The 19,742-nt window shown below is 33.3% G+C and carries 21 protein-coding genes; 13 read left to right on the top strand and 8 right to left on the bottom strand.

What is annotated here, in order from left to right; translation table 11 throughout:
- Positions 1-4: 4 nt before the first annotated feature.
- The 5 genes from H0Z29_04020 to H0Z29_04000 form a co-directional block, all read right to left on the bottom strand.
- On the bottom strand, positions 5-487 hold the full coding sequence (locus H0Z29_04020; GenBank protein MBO8130672.1) for a 6,7-dimethyl-8-ribityllumazine synthase: 483 nt from the start codon (positions 485-487) through the stop codon (positions 5-7).
- Positions 471-1,703 (bottom strand): bifunctional 3,4-dihydroxy-2-butanone-4-phosphate synthase/GTP cyclohydrolase II, encoded by a 1,233-nt coding sequence (locus H0Z29_04015; GenBank protein ID MBO8130671.1) that lies wholly within the window; start codon positions 1,701-1,703, stop codon positions 471-473. The genes H0Z29_04020 and H0Z29_04015 overlap by 17 nt, the downstream gene beginning before the upstream one ends.
- A gap of 3 nt (positions 1,704-1,706) precedes the next feature.
- A complete protein-coding gene (locus H0Z29_04010) occupies positions 1,707-2,342 on the bottom strand; it encodes a riboflavin synthase (GenBank protein MBO8130670.1) in 636 nt (211 codons plus the stop codon).
- The gene (gene ribD, locus H0Z29_04005; protein MBO8130669.1) at positions 2,343-3,428 is read right to left on the bottom strand and encodes a bifunctional diaminohydroxyphosphoribosylaminopyrimidine deaminase/5-amino-6-(5-phosphoribosylamino)uracil reductase RibD; all 1,086 of its coding nucleotides are present in this window, start codon (positions 3,426-3,428) and stop codon (positions 2,343-2,345) included.
- Between the two features lie 89 nt (positions 3,429-3,517).
- On the bottom strand, positions 3,518-4,105 hold the full coding sequence (locus H0Z29_04000) for a DUF2459 domain-containing protein (protein MBO8130668.1): 588 nt from the start codon (positions 4,103-4,105) through the stop codon (positions 3,518-3,520).
- A gap of 303 nt (positions 4,106-4,408) precedes the next feature.
- Here H0Z29_04000 and H0Z29_03995 point away from each other — a divergent pair, with 303 nt between their 5' ends.
- The 13 genes from H0Z29_03995 (at position 4,409) to H0Z29_03935 (ending at position 16,040) form a co-directional block, all read left to right on the top strand.
- A complete protein-coding gene (locus H0Z29_03995; protein ID MBO8130667.1) occupies positions 4,409-5,506 on the top strand; it encodes an HD domain-containing protein in 1,098 nt (365 codons plus the stop codon).
- 3 nt (positions 5,507-5,509) lie between these two features.
- Entirely contained in the window at positions 5,510-6,082 is a 573-nt protein-coding gene (locus H0Z29_03990; GenBank protein MBO8130666.1) for an ECF transporter S component, read from the top strand.
- 1 nt (position 6,083) lies between these two features.
- Positions 6,084-7,817, top strand: a complete 1,734-nt coding sequence (locus H0Z29_03985) for a hypothetical protein (GenBank protein ID MBO8130665.1) — start codon at positions 6,084-6,086, stop codon at positions 7,815-7,817.
- A 134-nt stretch (positions 7,818-7,951) separates the two neighbouring features.
- On the top strand, positions 7,952-9,271 hold the full coding sequence (rsxC, locus tag H0Z29_03980; protein MBO8130664.1) for an electron transport complex subunit RsxC: 1,320 nt from the start codon (positions 7,952-7,954) through the stop codon (positions 9,269-9,271).
- A gap of 5 nt (positions 9,272-9,276) precedes the next feature.
- Positions 9,277-10,299, top strand: coding sequence for an RnfABCDGE type electron transport complex subunit D (locus H0Z29_03975; protein ID MBO8130663.1), 1,023 nt, complete (start codon positions 9,277-9,279; stop codon positions 10,297-10,299).
- Entirely contained in the window at positions 10,296-10,883 is a 588-nt protein-coding gene (locus tag H0Z29_03970) for an FMN-binding protein (GenBank protein ID MBO8130662.1), read from the top strand. The genes H0Z29_03975 and H0Z29_03970 overlap by 4 nt, the downstream gene beginning before the upstream one ends.
- Positions 10,884-10,886: 3 nt before the next feature.
- Positions 10,887-11,507, top strand: a complete 621-nt coding sequence (locus H0Z29_03965; GenBank protein ID MBO8130661.1) for an electron transport complex subunit E — start codon at positions 10,887-10,889, stop codon at positions 11,505-11,507.
- A 14-nt stretch (positions 11,508-11,521) separates the two neighbouring features.
- Positions 11,522-12,094, top strand: a complete 573-nt coding sequence (gene rsxA, locus H0Z29_03960; GenBank protein MBO8130660.1) for an electron transport complex subunit RsxA — start codon at positions 11,522-11,524, stop codon at positions 12,092-12,094.
- Between the two features lie 10 nt (positions 12,095-12,104).
- Positions 12,105-12,926 carry an RnfABCDGE type electron transport complex subunit B gene (locus tag H0Z29_03955; protein MBO8130659.1) on the top strand — a complete coding sequence of 274 codons (822 nt, stop codon included), beginning with the start codon at positions 12,105-12,107 and terminating at the stop codon, positions 12,924-12,926.
- Positions 12,923-13,375: a SoxR reducing system RseC family protein gene (locus H0Z29_03950; protein MBO8130658.1), complete on the top strand. Its 453-nt coding sequence runs from the start codon at positions 12,923-12,925 to the stop codon at positions 13,373-13,375. The genes H0Z29_03955 and H0Z29_03950 overlap by 4 nt, the downstream gene beginning before the upstream one ends.
- A 10-nt stretch (positions 13,376-13,385) precedes the next feature.
- A complete protein-coding gene (locus tag H0Z29_03945) occupies positions 13,386-14,108 on the top strand; it encodes a NusG domain II-containing protein (GenBank protein MBO8130657.1) in 723 nt (240 codons plus the stop codon).
- 10 nt (positions 14,109-14,118) lie between these two features.
- Positions 14,119-15,144 carry an FAD:protein FMN transferase gene (locus H0Z29_03940; protein ID MBO8130656.1) on the top strand — a complete coding sequence of 342 codons (1,026 nt, stop codon included), beginning with the start codon at positions 14,119-14,121 and terminating at the stop codon, positions 15,142-15,144.
- A gap of 353 nt (positions 15,145-15,497) precedes the next feature.
- Positions 15,498-16,040, top strand: coding sequence for an O-acetyl-ADP-ribose deacetylase (locus H0Z29_03935; GenBank protein ID MBO8130655.1), 543 nt, complete (start codon positions 15,498-15,500; stop codon positions 16,038-16,040).
- Positions 16,041-16,042: 2 nt separating this feature from the next.
- On the opposite strand, the gene H0Z29_03930 is transcribed toward H0Z29_03935, so the two are convergent.
- From H0Z29_03930 to H0Z29_03920, 3 genes are all read right to left on the bottom strand, one after another.
- Entirely contained in the window at positions 16,043-17,596 is a 1,554-nt protein-coding gene (locus tag H0Z29_03930; GenBank protein MBO8130654.1) for a 2,3-bisphosphoglycerate-independent phosphoglycerate mutase, read from the bottom strand.
- Between the two features lie 375 nt (positions 17,597-17,971).
- Positions 17,972-18,121: a transposase gene (locus H0Z29_03925; protein MBO8130653.1), complete on the bottom strand. Its 150-nt coding sequence runs from the start codon at positions 18,119-18,121 to the stop codon at positions 17,972-17,974.
- A gap of 201 nt (positions 18,122-18,322) precedes the next feature.
- The gene (locus H0Z29_03920; protein MBO8130652.1) at positions 18,323-19,579 is read right to left on the bottom strand and encodes a hypothetical protein; all 1,257 of its coding nucleotides are present in this window, start codon (positions 19,577-19,579) and stop codon (positions 18,323-18,325) included.
- Between the last annotated feature and the right edge of the window lie 163 nt (positions 19,580-19,742).

Here is a 19,742-nt window from a genome sequence, read left to right as displayed (position 1 = left end):
TCTTTTATTTGTGCTTTAATTCCCTGAGTTGTTTGAATAGATCTACCATTTCCAGTAAGTTGAGAGCAGCGTCCCAGCCTTTATTACCAGCCTTTGTTCCAGCTCTTTCCAAAGCTTGCTCTATCGTATCTGTAGTGAGTACACCAAAGATAATTGGTACATCAGCTTCGATCCCCACTTTTGCTATTCCTTTCGCAGTTTCTGCTGCTATATAATCAAAGTGTGGTGTGGCTCCTCTTATTACAGCACCCAGACATATCACACCATCGTATAATCCAGATTCAGCTACCTCCTTTGCGGTCTTAGGGATTTCAAATGCTCCCGGTACCCAAACAATATGAATATCCTTGTTATCAGTGCCATGCCTTGTTAGACAATCGACTGCACCTTCGATGAGTTTCTTTGTGATAGTTTCGTTAAATCGACTAGCAATTAGGGCGATTTTAAGCTTTTCTCCAAAATATCTTCCCTCAATGTTTTTTACCATGGCTCTCCTTATCGTTTTTATTAAGAATAAGATGACCAAGTTTGTCTCGTTTAGTTTTTAAATATTCTATATTTATAGGGTTTGGTGGTACCTCAATTGGTACTCTTTCAACGACCTCCAATCCGTATCCTTCAAGTCCGACTATCTTCCTTGGATTGTTTGTTAGGAGTCTCATTTTTTTTATGCCGAGATCAACCAATATCTGAGCTCCTATACCATAGTCCCTCAAATCGGGCTTGAATCCCAGTTTTACATTGGCTTCTACAGTATCAAGTCCCTTATCCTGAAGCTGATATGCTTGCAATTTATGTTTTAATCCGATACCTCTTCCTTCCTGTTTTAGATATAATAGCACTCCTTTACCCTCATTACTAATCATTTCAAGTGCTTTATGCAATTGATCACCACAATCGCATCTCATTGAACCTAAAACATCTCCCGTAAAGCACTCTGAATGAACTCTTACGAGAATAGGATTTCCATCGTCTACTTTTCCCATAACCATTGCAATATGCTCATCACCTTTTGCACTATCCTGATACAGAATAATATTAAAAGTACCATATTTTGTTGGCAGTGTTGCTTCACTGATTCTATTAATTAATTTTTCTTTTCTTCTTCTATATTCAATTAGATCTGCTATTGTTATTGTTTTTAGGTTATGTGTATTTGCCAATTTTATTAAAGACTCACCGCGAGCCATATTGCCATCTTCATCCATTATCTCACATAGGGCACTTACAGGATAGAGCCCAGCTAGCTTTACAATATCCACTGACGCTTCTGTATGCCCTGCTCTTCGTAGTACTCCCCCTTCGACTGCTACTATTGGAAATATATGACCTGGCCTTGCAAAATCATCGGGTTTTGCTTTTGGGTCGGCAAGTTTTTTTATTGTAATCGCTCTATCATATGCGGATATACCTGTCGTAGTACCTTTTATTGCATCGACGCTTACGGTGAATCTTGTTTTATGTAGGGCTGTATTTTCTTCTACCATGGGATTAAGATAGAGCTGTTTCGCTATATTTTCAGTGATACCAACACAGAGCAACCCTCGAGCGTATTTTGTTATAAAATTAACTTTTTCCGGTGTTATTTTGGAAGCTGCCATTACCATGTCGCCTTCGTTTTCCCGGCTTTCATCATCAACGATGATTACTATGTTCCCTTTTTTTATTTCTTCAATTGCTTCTTCGATTTTGTTTATTACCACTTTCTAATAACCCATAGATTTTAATTTGCCTAAATTTAGTGAATTAGAATCAATTTTTGTTACGAAATTTTTAACATATTTAGCAATAATATCTACCTCAAGATTGAGATAATTACCCTTCTTTTTATATTGAAGTGTTGTTCTTTTTAACGTTTCTGGTATTATCGAAATTATAATATTATTTCCAATAAGTCTTGCAACTGTCAGGCTTATACCATCTAATGCAACAGAACCTTTTTCTACAATATATTCGATAAAATCATTAGGAATATTTATCATGAATTCCGTAGATTCCCCAATATTTTTAATATTTGAAATTTTTACAACACAATCAATATGTCCCTGTACAAGGTGACCTCCAAGCATTTCATTAATTGTTAAAGGTCTTTCAAGATTTACATAATCACCTTTTTTTATAATTTTAAATGTAGTTCTTTCAACTGTTTCCCTTGAAACTTCTGAGCTAAAAGAGGTTTTGCCTAAATCTGTAACAGTTAAGCATACTCCGTTGACAGATATACTGTCTCCAATTTTGAGGTTTTCTATACATTTAGATGATTCTATATCAACCTTTAATAGGCTTCCTATATATTTTAAATTTTTAATTTTACCTATCTCTTCAATTAACCCTGTGAACATTTAATTGAATTTCCCTATTATATGCAGGTCTTCTTCAATCTTTTCCACATTTGTAAATTTTAGTTTAATGTATTCGTCAATACTTTTACAAAAACCTGATACGAAATTTATTCCTTTTCCAATTATTTTAGGTGCAATAAATATCTCAATCTCGTCCACTAAATTTTCATTTATCAGGCTGCCAGCTAACTGACTGCCGCCCTCACAATAGATAGAAGTTATACCAAAATCTGCAAGTTTTTTGAGGGCATCATTCAGATCAATCCATCCAAAATCATTTTCTTTTGAAATTACAATTTTTACCCCTCTGCCTTTGAGTTCATTTATTTTTTTATTCTTGGCAACATTTTTTGTTACAATAATGGTTCTTTTTCTGAAATTGTCGTTTAAAAGTCTGGCTGTAATAGGTATATTAAGTAGATCGTCAATTATAACCCTATAAGGAATGAAGCCATCTTTCTCAGCGGGTAATAGCTCCGGATTGTCTTTGAGTACTGTACCAATTCCTACCATAATAGCGTCATAGCTCTTACGCTTTGTTTTTACTAATATTCTTGATTTATCAGATGATATCCATTTGCTGTTTCCAGAAACATCGGCAATAAATCCATCGAGTGTCATGGCAAATTTTAAGGTTATGTATGGAAGTTTTTTTGTTATATATTTAAAAAACCCCTTATTTATTTCCTTTGACTCTTTCTCAAGAACTCCGACGACTACTTCAATACCATTTTCTTTTAAAATTTTTATACCTTTCCCATTTACTCGGGGATTAGGGTCAATTGTCCCTACAACAACCTTTTTTATCCCTGCATTAATAATAGCCTGAGTGCAGGGAGGTGTCTTACCAGAAAAACAGCATGGCTCAAGGTTAACGTATAAGGTGGCACCGAATGCTTCTTCTCCAGCCTTCTGCAAAGCTATTACCTCGGCATGTGGCTTGCCAAAGGTATCGTGATAACCTTCGCTAATTATTTTGCCTTTTTTTACAATCACAGCGCCTACTACAGGATTTGGACTTGTATAACCTCGTCCTTTTTCAGCCAGCTTTAGTGCTTTTTTCATCAGAATTTCATGTTCATTCATAGAATTATTCTCACTTTTAATAATCTAAATCGAATTTACCATAAACATATTCTATTATCAACATAGACTATAAAATTTATATAAAGCAGTTATTCCAGTGAATATTCACGGATTTGATCCAACATAAACATCAATAGTGTTGCTGATTGATAAAATATAGGGGTTATATCAAGTCCGGCTTTTTTTAATATAAGTGCCGTCCAAACATTACATGTTATCGGAAAGATGTAAATACCTCTGCTTTCATAAAACCAACCATAGGCATAAAGGCTTTGAGATATTCGTATTGGCTGATAATGCCGATTCAAAACAAAGTATGAAGTAATGCAATCCATCATCTTTTTGAAATCACTGTTTGTAATATTGATCTTTTTTATTGAACAGTACTTATAAAATAATTCTATAGATAGATTAAACCCTGTAATATGCAGTATCCCATGTGTTGGCAGTAGAATCGCCCTTGCAGCAAGGAGATAGTTTATCCTCGGTGATCGATCCTGGTAAAATTTTGCATCACCCCAGCTTATCTCGATATATTTGTAGTCTCTAAAATCATCAAAATATTTTTTATATCTTTTAGGTATGCATTTATATTCAATTGTTATCCCTGTATGCCAGCCGAGGCTGAAAACAATTATGGGAATTTTATCAGTTACATCGAGTGAATATCTTTTCATTTTAATGAAATCATTTAAAAGAAGTAAAATTAGCAAGAAAAGGAATGATATAACGATAATTGTCGTGTTCCTAATTTTACTCACAATTTAAATTAAATAATTTTTGTGATTATTAGGTCTTAAAATTTTAGCATTTAATCAGATGAAACCTGGGGAATGATTGGAGTAATTTTATTTTAGATTTTTCAAATATTTAATTCGGTTTATAACAGATGTTTTTAATTATGCTAAAATTTGATAATTAATCTTTTCCAAACTCTAATTAAATTTTTAAATTAATACCACATTTATGAGAGGGAGGAAGTGGAAAGGAAATACATAAATGAATTAAAAGAAGGCGATAAATTCGTAGGGTATTTTCTGGTAAAAAAGAAGGAATTAAAAGTAGCGAAGAATGAAAATTTGTATCTTGATCTTGAACTTGTTGATAAGACAGGTTCAATAAATGCTAAGGTGTGGGATAATTCAGAACGGATAAATGATTATATAAATAGAGGTGATATAATAGGAGTTGTTGGATTTGTTGAAAGATTCAGGGATAATGTTCAAGTGAAGCTGGAGAGAGTGAAAAAGATTGAGCCTGACAGATTGGCAGAAAAAAATATTACCTATGAAGATTTTATAATGACTACAAGTCGTAATATTGATGAAATGTGGGATGAAATTATGGATAGTATCGAAAGTATCAGTAATCAGGCTTTGAAAGAGCTTTTAAAAAGGATTTATATAAAATATGAAAAGAGTCTTAAATCATTTCCTGGTTCAATGAAACTACATCACGCATATAGAGGGGGACTACTTGAGCATATTTATATAACATTGAAAATAGTAGATGCTGTTAGTGAAATATACAAAGGGGAAATTGATCGTGACTTGCTTATTGCAGGGATATTGGTTCATGATATAGGCAAGATAAGAGAATTGTCAGGAGAAATCTTTCCAGAATATACCGATGAGGGGAATTTTCTCGGTCATGTGGTGCTGGGTAGAGACATACTACTGGAAGAGATAAAAAAAATTAAAAACTTTCCAGAGTTGCTAAAGCTTAAACTTGAGCATATTATCCTTTCTCATCACGGTAAGTTCGAGTGGCAATCTCCAAAGGAACCAGCGTTTATTGAAGCACAGATTGTACATCAGATAGATGAGATGGATACAAGATTGTACCAGATGAAAAATAGCATAATCTGTGACTCAAGTTCAGGAAACTGGACATCAAAAAATAATTATTTCCATCGTGCATTGTTTAAAGGGGAATACAAAAGGACTACGGAGGATGTTGCGGTAATGGATAGCAATGTTATTATAGACAAAGGTAATGAAGAGGGAGATGAAGGAAGAACCTTAGATAAAAAAAGGGATAAGACAGAAAAGACTCAGGGTGGATTGTTCGGAGAATAGTATTTGGCAGTGCAGGAAAAAATTTTATCAAAGACAAAAAGTATAGCGTTTATAGGGTTATTTATAGCCTTAATTTTAGGATTGGGCTATTCATTGATAATGGTGCCAAATGTTGAGATGATAATTGCTATGATTTTTATATCTGGTGTCTTGATGGGAAAATTAAAGGGCGCTATTATAGGATTAATAGGTGAATTTTTGTTCTCTGCATTAAATCCCTTCGGTTCAGGTTTGATGTTTCCACCTCTTATTGTCCTTCAATCAGTCTCTGGTGCAATTATTGGATTTACAGGGGGATTATTATCCAAAAGAGTATTAAAGGGTGATTATAAGAAAATATCAATAATTATAGGGTTGATTGGGCTACTTCTCACTTTGTTTTACGACGTAGCAACAACAATTGCGTATCCCATTACTGCTGGTTTTGACGCAAAAGGTATAATAGCGGTGATTATAGCAGGTGTTGGATTCAGTATCATTCATATTGTCTCAAACACTATAATATTTGCTCTTATTGTACCATATATTTCAAGAATTTTATACAGGGCAATTTTTATTAATTACAGTGAAAATTAAAATGGGAATGTTGAAAATAACAGTATTTGTATTATTTGTATTTTTAATGATATACCAACCTATTTACTCAATGATCGATTCTTCACATGTATCGTTCTGTATTGATACATCACTATTTCCAATGAAAATTTCAGATTTGATAGAAAACACAAGCGATGTTATTTCAATTGATTACGATGACTGGGGAATTAAAAATGCAAATATATATTATAACCTTCCAGATTATACCTTTATGGATAAGAGGGATGGTTTCATAGAAATAGATCCTTTGTTTAGCGATATACCAAACCTATGGAGAAAGTCAAGATTTTATATCAATAAGATAAATTTTAATACATTATCAGCAGGTTATAATGGTTATTTGACAACACCTATCACGGGATTTGGCTACACAAAAGGGGATTATTCTTTTCTAAATGTATATGGATTTGCAAGTGGAAGCTACTATGAAAAAGGAATATGGGGATTTGAATTTTCCAACATTTCTTATGATGGCAGGTATAATTTATATGGTTCTAAATATGGTAGATCTATAGGAGAGAGTTTAAATCAAAATTACAGGCTCATCACAGAATTCTATCCGAAGGGTTTGATTTTGAGGTCCAGCATATTTTATAATAAATATATGCCTGGTGTATCAGAGTATAATATGTCTACGGCTTATTATGATTTTGCAGGGAGTGATAAAAATTATAGAGTTGGTGGATATGTTTCTCTTGAGAATCCCGATTCGATTAATGGATATAAAATAGGATTATTAACAAGTGCAAATATATACCGGCGGAGGCTGGGTGATATAAAAATGGATGGCGAATCGAGTCAGTATCAGATATTATACAATCGTAATTTCAGAATTTTTAAACAGGATATGAAAATTAATATTAATGCGATGAATTATACATTCTTTAGCGAAGGTAAATATGGAAGATATGAAATAAGACAAAGCATCCAGACCTGGAAGAATACAAAGTATTTTGAATTTTTTATCAGGGGAGGTTTAGTAAATACAAATGCAGTGATAAATTCTTATATCAGTTTGAATTTGTCAAAATATCTTAAAATGAAGCTTAACTTATCAAGGGATTTTTATTTCTATCCACTTATATACGAGGTAATGAAGGATACTTTAAGTAATTACGATTTGACGAAAGGATTTTCAGTTCTAGATAGGGGACTGGAATTGAACTTTAATAGTAAATATTTTGCCTCTTATGCCGGTTTAAAATTTGTTTCGGCTGACTTCTATCTACCCTTTAAAAACAAGCCTAATATTGGATATGTAGGATTTAATGAAATTTCTATTAACGAATTTTTCCTGCGGTTACAGTTTGATTTTAAATTCGAAAATTATGTAAAATTATCCAATAAGGTTATTATACCCGTTAAAAATAAAAGTGATAGATTTTTATCTTTTTATGCTAATAGTTCAATAAATGGGTATTTTTATCTATTTAAGGGGAATTTAAAAATATATTTTTCAGGTGGAGTTTGGTATTTAAAGGGATATGATCATGTAGCCTGGTTTGAAGAGACAAATTCAATTGGCATTATAAACTTTGATGTATTTAATAATGATAAATTATATATATCAGGAGAGATAGGTGCTAAAGTCAGCTCATTTTACATTTATTATGCAACTTATAATCTTAATGGACGACTTTTCTCAGCGCTTCCATTAATGCCATATAGAAATAGGCTTTACACATATGGTGTCAAGTGGTGGTTTATTGATTAAAGTTTGATTTCGTAATTCTAATGAAATAGAATTTCTTTTTTAATTTATAGAATGTTTTTAAAATTTTATGTCGAGAGATTTTATGGTATTAATTTTGCAAAATAATACAAGTTATTTTAGGGGGAATGTTTTAGATGAAATTACTGACTTTCAGGAAAGGTGTGCATCCTAAGGAATTTAAAGAGTTAACGGAACATAAAAAAATTGAGAGATTTCCAACACCGAGGGAAGTATTTATCCCGTTGTTTCAACATGTTGGTAGTCCGGCTAAACCTATAGTAGAAAAAGGAATGGATGTCAAAAAGGGACAGGTGATAGGGGAGTCATCTGGTTTTATTTCAGGCTATATACATGCAAGCATAACGGGAAAAGTGAAAACAGTGGATACTTTTCTTCATCCTCTTGGTTATTCTGATAAAATGGTTCATATAGTTGCAACTGAAGAAGGTGAATCAAAAGTTATTGAAGAAAAAAGAGATTTGGATAAACTCTCTGGTGATGATATAGTATCGATAATAGAGAAAGCTGGTATAGTTGGACTTGGCGGTGCAGCTTTTCCAACGCATGTCAAACTCAGTCCTACAAGAAATAAAAAGATTGATACCTTTATATTAAACGGCTGTGAATGCGAACCCTATCTTACAACTGATTACAGGATGATGATTGAATTCCCGGAGAAAATTATCAAAGGCATACAGATAATCATGAAAGCTCTTGGTATCCGGAAGTCCTATATTGGAATAGAAAATAATAAACTTGAGGCAATTCAGATTATAAACGGTTATATAAAGGACTATGATAATATTGAAGTATCTGTTTTAAAAACAAAGTATCCGCAAGGTGCCGAAAAGATGCTGATAAAAGCCATCCTGAATAGGGAAGTCCCAGCAGGCGGATTACCGATGGATGTAGGTGTTATTGTGAATAATGTTGGTACTGTTGCTGCAATTCATGACGCTGTAGTGTATGGGAAACCACTTATCGAGAGAGTTGTGACTATTACAGGTGATGGAATAAAAGAGCCCAAAAACCTTTTAATACCAATAGGTACACTAGTGAAAGATGTTATAGAATACTGCGGTGGACTTACAGGGAATAAAATAAAAGTTATAATGGGTGGTCCTATGATGGGGATTGCACTTGGAAGTCTTGATGTACCAATAATAAAGGGTACAAGTGGTATTTTATGCTTAAAGGATGATAAGGGATTTGTTGAAAAGGTTTACCCCTGCATTCAGTGTGGAAACTGTGTCAGCGTATGTCCTATGTTTCTAATCCCTACAAGAATTGCTCATTTTTCTAAGAAGGCTCTTTATAAGGAAGCGAACGATTATGGGATATTAAACTGTATTGAATGTGGTTCATGCAGCTATGTATGTCCATCCCATATTCCTTTGGTTCAATATATTAAAATTGGAAAGTTTATGGTCAATAGACTAAATAAGAAAGAGTAAATCAGATGGATAAGAACAAGAAAAACAGACTTGAGGAAAAACTGCTTTTTCTTTCTCCATCACCACACCAAAAATCTGGTGAAAGTGTACCAAAGATAATGTGGACAGTTGTTATAACGTTGATTCCGGCATCTGCGATGGGTATTTACTTTTTTGGTTTGAGGGCGCTCTGGGTCATGCTTGTTTCGATTTTAGCGACTGCAACGACTGAAGCTATAATACAACTATTGAGGAAACAAAGGGTAACCGTTTATGACGGCAGCGCTGTTATCACAGGACTTTTGCTAGCTTTGGTGCTTCCTCCTGCAATACCATTTTACGCTGTTATTATAGGTGGAATATTTGCAATTGGAATTGGGAAACAGGTTTTTGGTGGACTTGGATATAATATTTTTAATCCTGCTTTGATTGGTCGTGCTTTTCTGCAGGCGTCATTTCCCGTAAAAATGACAACATGGACACCAACTATACTTCAGCAAAAGAGCTGGATGAATGCCCATAAAGTTTCTCAGGCGACCTCAAATGCTGTCGATGCTATTACAGCTGCAACTCCACTAGGTTCATTTAAATTTGAAAAGACATTAACGCCGTATATTGATTTGTTATGGGGTAATGTAGGTGGTTGTATTGGGGAGACCAGTGCCATAGCGATTATTATCGGGGGGTTGGTTATACTTTTCCTCAAATACGCAGATTGGAGAATTCCGGTTAGTTACCTAGGAACAGTTGCAGTTTTTGGGGGCTTGTTCTGGCTTATAAATCCACAGCAGTATCCAGATCCATTATTTCATCTATTATCGGGTGGTTTGATGTTGGGAGCGTTTTTTATGGCAACGGATATGGTCACTTCTCCTATTACCCCTTTGGGTTCCTGGATTTTTGGAATAGGAGCTGGTGTTATCCTTATTATTATAAGACTATTTGGTGGTTTGCCTGAGGGAGTAATGTATTCAATTCTTCTGATGAACTCTGTTACTCCATTAATAAATAGATATACCAGACCTAGGATATTTGGGGAGAGAAAATGAATACAACTGCTAAGATGATTATAGTATTATCAGTTACTGCTATTTTAAGCGGAGCAATTTTATCAATATATAATTTTTATACATATCCAAAAATACAGAAATATCGTCAGTCTGAGCAGAGAAAAGCTATATTCGAAGTTATTCCGGGCGCTGTAAGATATGAGGAAGTAGAAAAGAGTGGGATGACTTTTTATGTCGGTTATTCAAAGGATAATAAAAAGTTGGGGATTGCTTTTTTAGCAGAAGGAAATGGATTTCAAGGGAAAATATCTATACTTGTGGGTATGGATTTGAATATGGAAAAAATACTTGCAATAAAAATACTTGAACAGGTAGAGACGCCAGGATTGGGGACAAAAATAGTAAACGATCCATCTAAGCCAAATGATAGGAATTGGTTTTCGGATCAGTTTAAAGGTTTGAAGGTATTACCGCAGATAACATGGGTAAAAAATCAGAAACCGACAGAGCCAAATCAGATTCAGGCAATAACAGGTGCAACAATTTCTTCTAGGTCAGTTGTTAAGATTTTAAATAATACAATTAGTCAAAGCAGAAAAATATTTCTGGAGAATCAGGAGTAAAAAATGGCAACGAGGAAGAGCTCAATTTTATACGAATTTTTAAAAGGTTTATGGAGGGATAATCCCGTATTAAGAATGCTTCTTGGATTATGCCCGACGCTCGCTGTTACCAATTCAGCTATAAATGGATTATCAATGGGGATTGCTGTTATATTCACACTTACAATGTCCAGCATTCTGGTTTCGCTAATCAGGAAGGTTATACCAAGACAGGTAAGAATTCCTACATTCATTGTTATTATTGCCACATTTGTTACTGTTGCCGACAGGACAATGGCTGCCTTTTTCCCACTGATAAGTAAAGCTCTTGGTCCATATGTTCCATTGATAGTTGTAAACTGCATTATTCTTGGTAGGCAGGAAGCTTTTTCATCGAAAAATCCTGTACACATGGCGATAGCTGATGCGTTGGGAATGAGTATAGGTTTTACACTTACACTAACGGTGCTTGGTATAGTAAGAGAGCTATTGGGATCAGGGACAATTTTTTCCATCCAGGTAATGCCAGAGAGCTTCGATACCTGGCTTGTTATGATCTTGCCGCCAGGAGCATTTTTGACTTTGGGCTTAATGATTGGATTTGCAAACTGGATAAATAAGAAGATAGGATTAGAGAAAAAATGATGTTGAGGTAATCTATGAATTTATTACTGGTATTTATATCTGCTGCAGTTGTTAATAATTATGTATTAACATACTTTCTTGGGTTATGCCCCTTTGTGGGTGTTTCGAAAAAGCTAGGACCTGCGGTTAGTATGGGGCTTGCTACAACATTCGTCATGACAATGACTGCTACGGTAACGTGGCTGATTTATTATCTTGTGTTGATTCCTTTGAATCTAGAATTTCTACAGATTGTCTCATTTATTCTTGTAATTGCCAGTCTAGTACAATTGGTTGAGATGTTTGTACGGAAAGTTAGTAAACCCCTTTATGATGCCCTTGGAATATATCTGCCACTAATTACTACAAACTGCGCAATACTCGGATTGGCGCTTTTTATGGTTTTAAAGGAATATAATTTTATTGAAAGTATTGTATTTGGTTTTGGAGCGGGAGCTGGCTTTACCCTTGCTATCTCTATAATGGCTGGGATTCGTGAGCAGCTCGATATTGCTGATGTACCGGAGCCATTCAAAGGCGCTGGTATCACAATGATAACAGCTGGTTGCCTTGCTTTGGCCTTCATGGGATTTGCAGGATTGATTTAAAGAGGTTGATATGACAGTTATAACTATACTATATGCAATATTAACAATGGGGGCATTGGGTGCGTTATTTTCTGTCGGATTATCTATTGCCAGTAAAAAATTGTCAGTTGAAGAAGATCCAAGACTTATAGAAATTATTGATTTACTTCCAGGGTCAAACTGTGGAGCATGTGGATTTGCTGGATGTGCTGCGATGGCGGAGGCTATTCTGAAGGGTGATATGGAGCCCAGCAGTTGTCCAGTCGCTAATAGTGAAAGTATTGAGAAAATATCAAAACTACTTGGACTTGAGGTAAAAGAGAAGGTTAGAAATGTAGCTGTTGTGTTATGTAGAGGTGATAGAAAAAACCAGAAAAAGAAAGCTGAATATATTGGAGTGGAATCCTGTCTTGCAGCTCATCTTGTAGGTGGTGGAGAAAGGGCATGTAATTGGGGATGTATAGGTTTTGGAGATTGTGTTGATGTATGCCCATTTGATGCGATATATATGAGTCCTGACGGTATTCCTGTTGTAGATCGTGATAAATGCACCGGTTGTGGAAAGTGTGTTGAAGCCTGTCCTAGAAATATTATTGAACTCCATCCTATTAACAGAAATGTTTTTGTTTTATGCAAAAATAGAGATAATCCGAGACTTGCAAGGAGTGTGTGTTCCGCTGCCTGCATTTCCTGCGGTATATGTGAAAGAGCAACTGGAGGTGAAGGCTTTAAAGTTATTGATAATCTGGCAGTTGTTGACTATGAAAAATACACAAAGGAACCTATATTACCAACGGATAAATGCCCGACAAAATGTATTGTAATAGTTGGTGATCCGGAGAAGGAAAAATGAATCAGGACAGTGATAAGGAGATGGGAATTATTGTTGATAAAAATGGTGATAGTGTGACTGTTGAACTTGTTCAGACTGGTGAATGTGATAATTGTTCCGGAAGATTTTTATGTAACATAGGTGGAAATGGAAAACGGAAGATAAAGATAAAATATGACGGACAAATCAGTAGTGGCGAATTGGTTGAGATAGAAAAGGTTGGCCAAAATATTTTAAAAATATCTTTAATACAGTATGGTATACCCCTACTGTTTTTTATAAGCTCAATATCCCTTTCATATTCACTATTAAAAACAAAGATTTCAGATGGGTATCCTGAACTGATATCTTTTTGTGTTGGAATTTTTGTAGTAATTTTATCAGGGTTTTTGATAAAGTATATCTTTAGTAAGATATCGAGAAAAGATTTAACAATGTTTAAAATTGTAAGAGTAATAAAAAGTGATTAGGAGATGGGAGATGAAGGGTAATATTTCAAGAAGAGAATTTTTAAAGGAGGCCGGTTTACTTGGAGCTACATTGATTTTGCCTAAAGTAGAAATTGGTGACGAACTTGATGATACATCATTTATTCTTTTTACAGATAATCCTGAGAAAGGTTTAATAGACTTAACTAAAGGAATTTCAAAAGATTTTGGACTCCAATATAAACAAAAAGGTAATGTTATTGTATTTTATGATTTGATAAAAAGTTATAGCGCTTTGTATTATTTAGAAAAACACGGACAGGTCAACGGTGGGCTTACAATTATACACGATGACAGAGTAATTGATCCTGTTTTAAGTAGGGGTATGAATGAAATTAAGAGACTGGCAGAAGTCCTAAGAGGTTCATGTATTAAAGCGGAATGGAAAATATGCCTTGAAATAAAGAAGAATAGTTTATTTAATCTTTTTTCATTTAATAACACAGAAAAAGATGTGGCAGAGATATATGTAGATGGTAAAATCGTTGAAAAAATAAATTTAAAGAGGGATTACGATAAAATAATAATTTCAGGATTCGCTGGCAAATCCGTTCTTCAAACAAAAAATAGGAAGATAAAGGTGATCAACTCTTGCTGCAGAAGTAAGCTATGTATTCATGAGGGGGAAAAGAGATACGGGGATATTGTATGTGCACCAAATAGGCTTTACGTAAAGCTTGGTAAACTGAAAAATGTTGATGCCATAACTATGTAAATAATTCTTAATGATAAAAAAATCCTTTTCAATATTTATATTTTCCATCTATTTTTTTTCCTGTGGTAAAATAAGTGAATTTTCATTAAAAAAATATACTCACTTTTCCATTGGTACAATTATAGAAATTACAGTTTTATTTCCTTCGAGTGAACTTAAAGATAGCGTTTCAAATATCGTAAATAATGCGTTTAATATTATCGATAGTATTGATAGAATATTCTATGAGGGAAATAAAGAAAGTTATTCTTATCATGTTAATATGATGAAAAACAATGTGATAATGCAACTACCTGAAGATTTTTATAATATGATAAAAAGGAGTATAAGTATATCTAAAAAGACTTTAGGTTATTTTGACATTACTGTAGGTACATACCTCAACCAATATAGCTTTGGTAAGGAAATAAAAAAAGAACCAGATATTGATAGTCTCAATGTTTTATCCGGTATAGTTGGATATAATAATCTTTCATTAATGAATGGTAATAGAATTTCAAAAAAATTTGATAATCTAAGAATAACAATTGGCGGGATTGCGAAAGGATACGCTGTTGATTCTGTTAAAAACTATCTTTCAAGTTTTCCAATCATAAAGGGAGCGATAATAAATGCAGGCGGTGATATTGGATTGATAAAAAGAGCTGATGGTAAAAAATGGAAAGTAGGGATAAGACACCCGAGAAAACCTGGTGAGATTATTGGGATTTTAAATCTTTCCAGTGAATCAGTAGCGACTTCAGGTGATTATGAAAATTATTATATTGTCAATGGGAAAAAATATCATCATCTTCTTAATCCATTTACCGGGCTCCCTTCATCCAACTGCCAGTCAGTAACAGTTATAGCACCAAATACCGAACTTGCTGATGCATTAGCAACTGCGCTCTTCGTAGCAGGATATGAAAAAGGAAGGGAAATTTTAAAAAATTTTGATGATGTATATGCGATGTGGATAGACAGTAGTGGTTATATCAATTATAGCGATGGGTTTACTAATTTTTTGAAAAAGATATTTAAAGAGGAATGTCTTTAAACCATCCCTAATTTTTCTACATAACCAAGAACCTAAAAATGAGATGTGTAACAATTTCCTTATCATAATTTTCTTTGCCCATATAATTCGTTTTCCTTTATTTCTCAGTAATCAATCTTAAACAAAGACATATTGAGAATATTGGCATTGCTAAATTTCTGATCTGAATCGGTTGAAAATTATTAAAAATTTTCCCAATATTAAATATGGAATAACATATTTAAATATGAAAATGAGGCTGTGTTCTTATTATATTAAACGAGTGAGGATAAATTTGTATTAAGATTAAAATTATTGAAAGTTATTGTATGAATATTATATAGCACAATTGAAACTAATTTGTGGAGGTTCCCATGGAAGTAAAGGGAAGAATAATTTTAGTCGAGGGTGATATAACAAAAGAAAATGTTGATGCCATTGTTAATGCTGCTAATAGTTCTTTGATGGGAGGCGGGGGTGTAGACGGAGCTATCCATAGGGCAGCAGGACCAAAGTTGCTTGAAGAATGTAAAAAAATAAGGCGAGAACTATTCCCAAATGGATTACCAACAGGAGAAGCTGTCCTAACTAATGGTTACAATTTAAAGGCAATATATGTTATTCATACTGTAGGTCCTATTTATGGGGGCGGATACAATAATGAAGCCGAACTTCTGGCTAAGTGTTATAGAAATTGTCTCAAACTGGCAAAAGAAAAGGGTCTGAAATCGATTTCTTTCCCCGCAATAAGCACTGGAGCTTATGGTTATCCATTAGAAGAAGCTGCTGAAATTGCTATTAGTGAGATTGTTAACTTTCTAAAAGAAAATAATGTGCCTGATATGGTGCACTTTGTTGTAATAGGTGAAAATGCTGAAATTTATAGACGTAAGCTTAAAGAAAAAGGTTTAATCTGAAACTAATCTTCTATAAGTACTTCTGCAGTCATTTCTTTAGGAATTTTAAGACCTAACAGGTATAACACAGTAGGTGCTATATCTGATAGTATACCTCTGTCCTTTAATTTTTTTCCTTTTGCGTTATTAGATACATAAATGCACTCTACAGGGAACGTTGTGTGGCTTGTTTTTACCATACCAGTTTCATAGTCTATCATCTGTTCTGAGTTACCATGATCTGCAGTAATTAAGACATGGGCATCAAGTTCGAGCAATCTGGTGACGAGTCTACCTACATTTTCATCTACAATCTCTATTGCCTTCTTTGCGGCATTAAAATCTCCAGTATGACCTACCATATCACCATTGGCATAATTAACAAGTATAAATGAATAAGAATTATCCTTTAAAATCTCCAGTAATTTATCCGTTACATTATATGCTTCCATTTCGGGGTGGCTTGCAAATGTGGCTGGGTCAAATCTTGATTTTATTTCAACCTGGTCTTCAAGTGGGAATGGTGTTGTATTTTTGCCATTGAAAAAGCTTGTAACATGTCTGAATTTTTGCGTTTCGGATATTCTTAATTGTCTTAATCCCGCGTTTGAAATTACCTCACCCAGAATATTTTCCATGCCACCAGTGCTTGACATAGCTTCAATAATATAATTTTTAAATTCGTCGTAGTATCTTGTTAATCCAACATATGTTACCTTTGGTCTTCTTGATAGATTTCCAGGATAGTCTGGCTCTACAAATGCCATTGAAAGTTGTATCGCTCTGTCCTGTCTATAGTTGGTATGTATTATTGAATCACCATCTTTAACGCCATCATAATCTCCAATCACATAAGGTGGTATATATTCATCAAACATATCAACATTATCGGGAGTTTTATCTTTTTCATATGATTCCTTTACTGCTTCCTCGGCTGAATTTGCATGTCTTCCCTCAGCGTCAACTATACAACGAAAAGCAATGTCTGTAAGCTTCCAGTTTCTTGATCTATCCATAGCGTAGTATCTGCCCATGATGGATCCAATTCTGACATTTCCAACTTTTTCCATAACTTTGTTTAGTTTTGCAATATATTCAAGACAGCTTCTTGGTGGTGTATCTCTTCCATCGAGAAATGGATGAATTATTATTTCTCCTTCCGGATATTCTTTTCTTGCCCTCTCCATTATTTTAAAAAGATGTTCCTGATGTGCATGCACCCCTTCATCTTGAAGTAGTCCAAATAAATGCAATCTTGATTCGTTCTTTTTCCAGTTTCCAATTACTTCTTTCCATTTTGGCGAGTTGAAAAATGAGCCATCTCTTAGTCCATCATCAATTCTCTTTAATTCCTGAATCACAATCCTACCTGCGCCCATATTAAGATGTCCTACCTCACTTGAGCCCTGGTATCCTGCTGGTAAACCTACTGCTTCTCCAGAGCATTCCAGTAAAGTCCATGGATAATTTTCTTTGTAGTAGTCAATATTTGGAGTGTTAGCAGCCATTACAGCATTTCCTTCAGGATTTTCATTGTAACCCCATCCATCTCTTACTATTACAACCACAGGTCTCATATTCTACCTCTTTTTCTTAATGTCATAAAAAAATTATCGCTAAATCTAATTAAAATTTTATACATAATAAATAAAATTGATGATACTGATGAAGATATGATGAATAAGGGAAGAAGAAAACTTGAAGTAAATTTGAAGTAGTTGTGAGGGAAAATTGCAAATTTAGAATTTAAAAGTTGCCTAAAAAATTGTGCATAACATTAAAATTTATCATAGTTATCAGAGATCTTCATAAAGAAAATTTGTTTAAGTTCATAGGCTTTGCTTTTGGGAATAGGAAGAGGTTTAGTCGACCAAAAGATTATGAATCCAACTATTTTTAGATAGATTGTCCTTAAGATTCTTGATAAATATAAAAAAATATAACTGATGATCTTATAGTGAGAAGAATTTCCTTAAAAGTTTTTCAAGACCATAAAAATTATCCATTAAAAAAACAAATATTTTACTTAATTCTCTGCTTATTAAATCCTGAAATACCTTCTTCCAGAATCCTATATTTTCATTATCCTTTTTTAATATAATAGTTCTTTAACATCCTCTATAGAGCCTTAACTAGATACTAACCATAAACTCTTTAATGTTTTAGCTATTTTTGACTTTGTATATCCATTTGTCAACTTAGCTTATAAAAATTCTTAATAATCCTTATTCAATCTCTTCTATCTCTTCAGTAATAGTGATAGTCTAAAGGTATTGCCAAATTTAACTTTTGGAATTTTATGTCTAATTCACTAATACTGTACCTTTAATAGTATAGTTACCAAAAATAAAATATGCTTCGTAATAACCAACTTGTTCAATTGTTATAGGTAAATGATAAGAACCCATCATCATATATGAATTTATTAGTTTCATTGTATCTCCTTTTTCATTAATAAAGTAAAATTTGAGATAATTTTGCATAGGTAAATTAAAATAAAAATTTAAAGTATTCTTTTTGTTTATAGGATTAGGAAATGGTGGTAGTACTGTACATTTTTCCGAAGAATGAAAATTACTTAATAAAGTTAAATTTATTGTATCTCCAACTTCATATTCTCCATTATAGCCCCAATCATTTTCGTCAATAGATTTAATAATACCATTTTTATCTGTCTTAGTTAAATTTTTAAATATATCATAATCATTATCTTCATAGTTCAAAATACCATCTCCATCATTATCACAATATTTTTCAAAATCGGGTATGTAAGCATCTATCTTTAAAGAGTCATAATATGTTTTTAAATTATATTTGGCTTTAAAAAAATTAATTAATTTTCCATCCTCTCTAATTTCATCCAAAATTTGTGAGCTATCGATTAAACCATCTTCTCGTATATCTGATAAAATATTTGCCATAATTTGTATGAATTCAGCGGTTGTTCTATTGCCAAGCAGAGTACAAGAAATAGCAAGGAGAACAGCATTACCTTCATTTGATTTCGTAATGTCTAACTTTTCAAATCCATCTGGAAAATCAATACTATCAACAGGAATATTGAAATTCTCTAATAGCTCTCTTTCTGCTTTCTTCTTTGCATCTTCAAATGTATAACTTTCATGATCAATTAAATATCTCATGCGTTCAGTTATCATATACGTTAAAGTATTTATATTAATAGTTGTATCTTCAATTACCTTAACAATTGCTCTTAATGTTAGTTCATTATTTGATAGAGAATTTTTTAATTCATTGAAATAGTATCCACTAGCGATAAATTCAAATAAAGTATCTTCAGTATTTGTTACGATACAAAATTCCCCTACTGAATTTAAGATTTGAGTATTGTAAGTTTTTCCAATAGGATTCAAATGTTCATCCAATACTTGTATTGTCACTGAAGATCCTTTTATAAAAGGCCCCTTTTGTACAAAACCTGAAATTACTTTAGTTCGCGATTTATCCACATTATTAAGTAAGGGTTGTTTATTGCAACTCACAAGTGCTATTAAAATTTGAGCAATAATAATTTTAACAATAATTTGTTTTTCATTCATATACAACCTCTTATTTTAAAAAGTTGATATTATATCCAATAGAATAAAAAAATGATTGTTAAAATCCTTCTACTTAATCATATATCTAAATTTATTACTATAATATAGCCAAGTAATATATTTGAGTCAAGTCAAAAATTGTTTGTAACGGGAAAGTTCATGC

It is taken from the genome of Candidatus Neomarinimicrobiota bacterium (assembly GCA_017656425.1).
Classification (GTDB): Bacteria; Fidelibacterota; UBA2242; order UBA2242; family B5-G15; genus JACDNV01.
This window is presented reverse-complemented; position numbering and strand designations above follow the sequence as displayed.